We start from the raw sequence: 6413 nt of genomic DNA, 5'->3' as shown, positions 1-6413 counted from the left end.
ATACGGCGACCACCGAGATCTACACTCTTTCCCTACACGACGCTCTTCCGATCTGTGGGTGCATGTATTGTCAGCACGGATAACAAGATTTTATCAATGGGATATAATGGATTGCCGCTTGGTTGTGATGATGATGAATTTCCTTGGAACAGAGAGAGCGAAGACCCATATAATAATAAGTATTTTTATTCCACTCATAGTGAATTGAATGCCATATTAAATTACAGAGGTGGAAGTTTAGAGGGGGCTAAAATTTATGTTACTTTATTTCCATGTAATGAGTGTGCAAAAGCGATTATTCAGTGCGGAATCAAAAAAGTAATATACGGAGATGACAAATATGGGGATACGTCTGCGGTTAGAGCATCAAAGCGTATGATGGCGGCTGCGGGGGTGGAGTATATACCATATGAAAAGTCAGGAAAAGAAATTAAAGTTAAATTGTAGGTTTGTGTCTGTATATGTCACTTTTGTAACATATAAAAGTATTGATGAATATTATAAAATGACAAACGGTTAGGGAATATTTATGGATTACAGATATATACCTTTTTACGTTCAGGGAAATGCAATTTCGGGAATATACTATGGACAATGGGGTGCGGCAGATGACAGAGATATGGATTATGTAAAAGAGATGTATCCTTTGACATTTTCCAGATTGCAGGAATTAGTGGAAAATGAGTGTAACCGTCAGGAATTTGCAGGCAGTATGATGTATGATGAGTATCCGGATAAACTTGGAATATTGAGAATGGTTGGAAGTATTTTTGATATTTTAAAGGAAGAAGAAGCAGAATGTGTCGGTGAAGAATGCACAAAATATCCGGATGATAACTGGCTGAAAGATATTATAACGGTACTTTTATTAAATGAAATGTATAGAAGAAGACAGAGAAGAAAAAGATATTATTAGGATAATTATGCCCTGCCGGCCGGATGGTAAAATGCAATGAGTTATTGTAGACAAAAATCCGGTTCGCAGGGCAAAAATGAAAACAATTTTATAAAAAAAGATACCTTATTTAAAAAAATATCCCTTTTTCAGTAATTGATTTAAAGTTTATACTATTGTTATAGAGAAAGTTAGCGGTAACATTTTATAAAGGAGGTCAATCTATGAAAAAGAGATTTTTTAATCGGATAATAGTTGCTGCATTATCGTTAGCAATGGTTACTTTATCGTTTGGCATGACATTTCATAAGTCAGAAAAAGAAGTAAAAGCGGCAGCAACAACTTCATCAACACTTGTATGGAGTGATGAATTTAACGGTTCGTCTGTAGATACATCCAAGTGGAGCTATGAGACCGGAACGGGTTCCTGGGGATGGGGAAATAACGAACAACAGTATTATACAAATAGAACAGATAATGCTTATGTTTCCGGTGGAGCATTGCACATAAGAGCAAAAAGAGAGTCTTATGGTGGAATGAATTATACATCGGCACGTCTTATTACAAATGGAAAATTCACATTTACATATGGTTATGTTGAAGCGAGAATGGCTTTACCGGCATGTCAGGGAATCTGGCCGGCATTCTGGATGTTAGGTGCCAATATTAACAGCGTTGGATGGCCGTCATGTGGCGAGATAGATATTATGGAAGCGGTTAATGCAGAATATAAAACCTATGGAACGTGTCATTGGAATGCAAATGGACATGCAGAGTATGGAAGAAACACATCTAATTTTGATATTACGCAGTATCATACATACGGTATGCAGTGGGATAGCCAGTATATAAGGATGTTTGTTGATGGAAACAAGTATTATGAAATTTATATTGGAAATAATGCAGGTGATACAGAAGAATTTCACAGACCGTTTTATCTTCTTCTGAATGTGGCAGTAGGTGGTCAGTGGCCGGGATATTCAATTGATAATAACGCATTTCCTCAGGAGATGAAAGTCGACTATGTTCGTGTATACCAGGAGAAACCGTCAAACACAGGTTCCGCCAATGTAAATACTACATCAGGTGATGTACATATCTATCAGGATGCAAATTATGGTGGACGTTCTGCATCTTTAGGAGTAGGAAATTACAATCTGGCTTCCTTGGAGGCGAAAGGATTTAAAAATGATGACCTTACATCTTTAAAAGTTCCTTCAGGATATAAGGTTATACTTTATTGGGATGATAATTTCTCAGGAGCATCAAAGGTTATTACCGGAGATACAAGTAATGTGGGAAGTGAATGGAATGACAAGACGTCCTCCATTAAAGTGGAGCGAAATGTAAATACTGCATCAGGGGATATCTATATCTATCAGGATGCAAATTATGGCGGACGTTCTGTGTCTCTCGGAGAGGGTCAATATACACTTTCATCTTTGCAGGCAAAAGGATTTAAGAATGATGATTTATCGTCAATCAAGGTTCCGTTTGGATATAAGGTTACACTATATTGGGATGATAATTTCTCAGGAGCATCAAAAGTAATTACCAGTGACACAAGTTATGTCGGAAATGACTGGAATGATAAAGCATCATCTATTAAAGTAGAAAGAGCTCAGTATTATATTGTAAACAGACATAGTGGGCGTGTTCTGGATGTTACAAGTTCTAATACAAATAATGGAGCAAATGTACAGCAGTATCATAATAATGGAACAAATGCACAGAGATGGTACATTAAGCAGGTTGGCAATTGTTATACGATTACCAGTGTATTGAATGGTAAGGCATTAGATGTCAATAGCTGGTCAAAAGATAATTGTGCCAATATTCAGATGTGGGATTGTGGAGGCGACCAGGCAAATCAGCAGTGGTATCTCACCGATTTGGGTAATGGTTACTCAAGTATTATAAATAGACATAGTGAGAAATCATTAGATGTTGCAGATTGGTCCACATCAGATGGTGGAAATATACAGCAATATAGTTATGGTCAGCAGGCAAATCAGCAATGGAAATTCCAGTTGGCAAATTAGATGAGAATGACTGATTAAAATAATTTTAAAGTTATAAATATGGCGGGGTGGAATATCCACTCCGCCATATTTAGGTTTAAGCTTTAGAAAATGCCAGATATGCTGCACCAATAAGACCGGAGTCTTCATTTAATGTGGATTTGCGTACTCTGATATAAGGTTTCATATTATCATAAACTTTAGTTTTTACAAGTTTTTCAACATCGTCCACAAATCCATCGATTTTTAGGGCAACCGAACCGCCTAAGATTACAATTTCAGGGTCGGCAAAAGCATAGATAAAAGCAATAAAATTAGCGAGATAATTTTTTGCGTCATACATGATGGATGAGGCTGTTTTATTGCCTGATTTTGCCAGGTCGTTAACATCTCCGGGATGTTTTATATTTAATCCGGCATTTAATGCACGGGTTGTAATTGCAGTTCCGCTGCTGATGGCTTCAATTCCGCCCGGAATAATAGAACCGTGTGACGGACCATCCTGCATCATAATACAGTTTGCAACTTCATTGGCATAGCCGTGAGCGCCCAAATAAATTTGTTTGTCAATTACAAAGCCTGCACCGAGGCCAGTGGACACTGTAAGAAATTGAACAAAACGGTAGTCCCGGCCTTCCCCGGCAACTGCTTCAGCGAGTCCGGCGAGATTGGCATCATTATTCAGATAAACAGGAATGCCGGCCATTTCACTGAGTTCTTTTGCCACAAACAGATTATGCCATTTGCCGTTTAAGTTTGGGGGTGTCAGTATCTGGTTGTTAATCAGGTCGAGAGGACCGGGACAGGACATACCTGCTCCTGCAATATCATAGTCATAGGATTTTATAATGTCTGATATTGCGCATAAAGTAATTTCAGGATTGGATGAATCCGTAGAAAACTGTTGTCTGTCTATAATATTTAATTTTTCATCTACTAAGGCAACACGGGTATTGGTGCCGCCTATATCAATTGCAATTGCGTACTTCATTAGTTTACATAAATAGTCACAAATTTACAGTGTGACAGCTCCTTTACTTTTATTGTATTATTACAAATTTCAATAGCTTCTGTTTTTTCTTCCTTTAAGTTGGTATAATAAGCCTCAGAAATGTCATAATGAAATTTCAGTGTATCACCTATATTTTTGTGGTCTTTTCCATTATATAATCGGATAATCAGACCATCGCCGTCTTCTGCTTTTTTAATTGCAGAAACAACAAGTTTGTTTTCTGTTTCAAAAAGACAGTATGTGGAAGGTTTTGAGCCTTCAATTTCCCTCTGGGAAAAAATGAGTCTGCCATTTAAAAATTCTGCATAAGTGTAGACTTGAATTGGCGTATTGTAGGACTTTGCGAGAACGTCTACATTTGAATCATTGATGTCTGAATTGTAAGTCATAAAACCAAATGAAAAATCCATTGTTTTTAATAATTGTGCGTCGGGTGTTTCAATAATTCTTTCACCACTCGCCCTGCCCGGACGATAAATAAGATTTTCTTTCCCCATAAAACCATAAGTGCGGAATAATGTGAGACGGATTTTGTTGTCATCTAAAACCTCATATTCTCTTACTCCCTGTGGAATTACTGCAATTCCGGTGTTTTTGTCCGTTAATGAAACATATGACTGGGTAGGCTCAATAGAAATTGGAGGTTCCTGCCAGGAAGACTGGTCATTTGCCCAGTTGGCAAGTTCCTGAATGCCTGCCTTTTTTTCTGTATGGTTTTCAAGATTTTGCAGATACAGATTCATCTCTTTTTCATAGTAATTTGGACGTTTGATTAATCCGAATTGCTGGTCCGCATAGTTGAATTTACTTGTTATCTGGCTATCAAAAATAATACATAGACGATGAGATAATCCATTATTACTTACATGAACATTGAAATCGATTATTTTAGAGTTTTTTCTCAGTCCGATTTCCAGAGTGACAGGTAATGTTGTAGAAGTGATACCTTTTGCACGTTCTTCTAAATTTTTTGGAATATTCATCAAATATTTTATTGTTGCTTTACTGTAAAGGTCATTACCATAAATTTCGTACTCAAACTCTGAATCTGTGGAGAATATTTCCATATCTTTTCTTGGCGGAGAGTAATTAAAGCTGTCGCCATCATCTCCATTTTCCACCAGAATAGCCTGATTTTTATATTGCATGTTATTTTCTTTGTCTAGGATTGTGAGTGAACCATTTTCGGCTACAGAAATTGTGTAAAATTCGTTTTCCATATGGTCCATATTTTTTATCGGAATGGAACCTTTATCATTCGGATTTATAGAATATTGCACATATCCGAGCGCCGGAACATCTCTTGTCTTAATTGCGATGACAGCTTCCAATACCTGGTCAGGAATATAAAATTTTCTTGAAGGGTTAAGCTTAATTGTCTGCGACAGCACATAGTCTGTTAAATCTCTTGATTCAATAATTGTGTAATCAATTTTATTTCCTTTTTCGTCTGCAATTGTAAAATCTCCACCAGGAATATAAGTCTTAACAATAACAGTATCTTCCCGATTTTGAGGAAGAGAATTAATTAAAGTAAATGTCATGTCAGCATTATTTTTGATGTCTGTTGCAATTTGTCTGGAGTGGAGTTCTACAAGATTGATGGCAAGGTCTCTAGCCTGTTTGTAACGCATATAAACATCTTCGTTTGCAGTGTCTGAAATACAGGAGCCAATAGAGTCATGGGCGGCATTTTCAAATAATAGCTTCCAGATTTCTTCGACAACATGATGTGGATAATCGTTTCCCAGCCTGTATGATAAGGCAAGGAGGGGTTCCATGATATTGGTAACGTAGTTTTGAACTTGGGTATTTAAAACCTTTAAGTCAGAGCGGGATGAGAAAATGGATTTGTGTATTCTCATATGTTTGGCAATTACAAGTTCGCCCTGCACTTCTTCCAGTGTTGGATTTTCTTTTTTTACATCCCTGATATAATCTTCGATAGAACTAATGACATATTCATTTTCTGAATCTTTTTCGTTTCTCTCTTTTATGAGTTCAGGCAGGTTGGTACGGATAGGCGCCTGGTCAAATCCGTTAGGAAAATAAATATGCTTAGTAGAACTGCCTTTTCCGGCTTTTTCAAAGCATTCCTTCTGCCAAAATTCTTCGCTTTTCATGGTGTCTTCCGGAATGTTGCCGCCAATATAATAACCAAAAGGTATCTGTGTGGTAAATACAATACTTCCATCATCACCTTTCCAGTTGAAATCGGTGTGTTTTACCATATCATCGCTTACACCACGCCAGAAGAGAGTGTCATTGATTCCAAAGTCTTTGTAGATTTGTGGCATATTTCCTGATTGGCCAAAGGAATCGGGAACATATCCTACATTCATGTAACCTCCAAACTCTTCACAGCGTTTCATTCCATAGTACATATTTCTTACAATACTCTCGTCGGAAATTACAAGCTGGTCACTTTGTGAGATCGGAAGAGCGTCGTGTAGGGAAAGAGTGTAGATCTCGGTGGTCGCCGTAT

At 37.4% G+C, this 6413-nt stretch carries 3 protein-coding genes; 2 read left to right on the top strand and 1 reads right to left on the bottom strand.

What is annotated here, in order from left to right:
- Positions 1-529: 529 nt before the first annotated feature.
- Both Q5O86_RS05075 and Q5O86_RS05070 read left to right on the top strand, forming a co-directional pair.
- Positions 530-916 (top strand): hypothetical protein, encoded by a 387-nt coding sequence (locus tag Q5O86_RS05075; RefSeq protein WP_302626061.1) that lies wholly within the window; start codon positions 530-532, stop codon positions 914-916.
- Positions 917-1119: 203 nt separating this feature from the next.
- Positions 1120-2937 carry an RICIN domain-containing protein gene (locus tag Q5O86_RS05070; RefSeq protein WP_302626060.1) on the top strand — a complete coding sequence of 606 codons (1818 nt, stop codon included), beginning with the start codon at positions 1120-1122 and terminating at the stop codon, positions 2935-2937.
- Positions 2938-3013: 76 nt separating this feature from the next.
- Here the strand turns inward: Q5O86_RS05070 and Q5O86_RS05065 are convergent, their stop codons facing one another.
- Positions 3014-3907 carry an ROK family protein gene (locus Q5O86_RS05065; protein WP_302626059.1) on the bottom strand — a complete coding sequence of 298 codons (894 nt, stop codon included), beginning with the start codon at positions 3905-3907 and terminating at the stop codon, positions 3014-3016.
- Between the last annotated feature and the right edge of the window lie 2506 nt (positions 3908-6413).

The sequence above is a fragment of the uncultured Eubacterium sp. genome, assembly GCF_937958975.1.
In the GTDB taxonomy this organism is placed as follows: domain Bacteria; phylum Bacillota; class Clostridia; order Lachnospirales; family Lachnospiraceae; genus Eubacterium_G.
This window is presented reverse-complemented; position numbering and strand designations above follow the sequence as displayed.

Coding starts and splice junctions, on each gene's coding strand:
- Q5O86_RS05075 (WP_302626061.1), top strand. CDS start 530: ATGGATTACAGATATATACCTTTTTACGTTCAGGGAAATGCAATTTCG.
- Q5O86_RS05065 (WP_302626059.1), bottom strand. CDS start 3,907: ATGAAGTACGCAATTGCAATTGATATAGGCGGCACCAATACCCGTGTT.
- Q5O86_RS05070 (WP_302626060.1), top strand. CDS start 1,120: ATGAAAAAGAGATTTTTTAATCGGATAATAGTTGCTGCATTATCGTTA.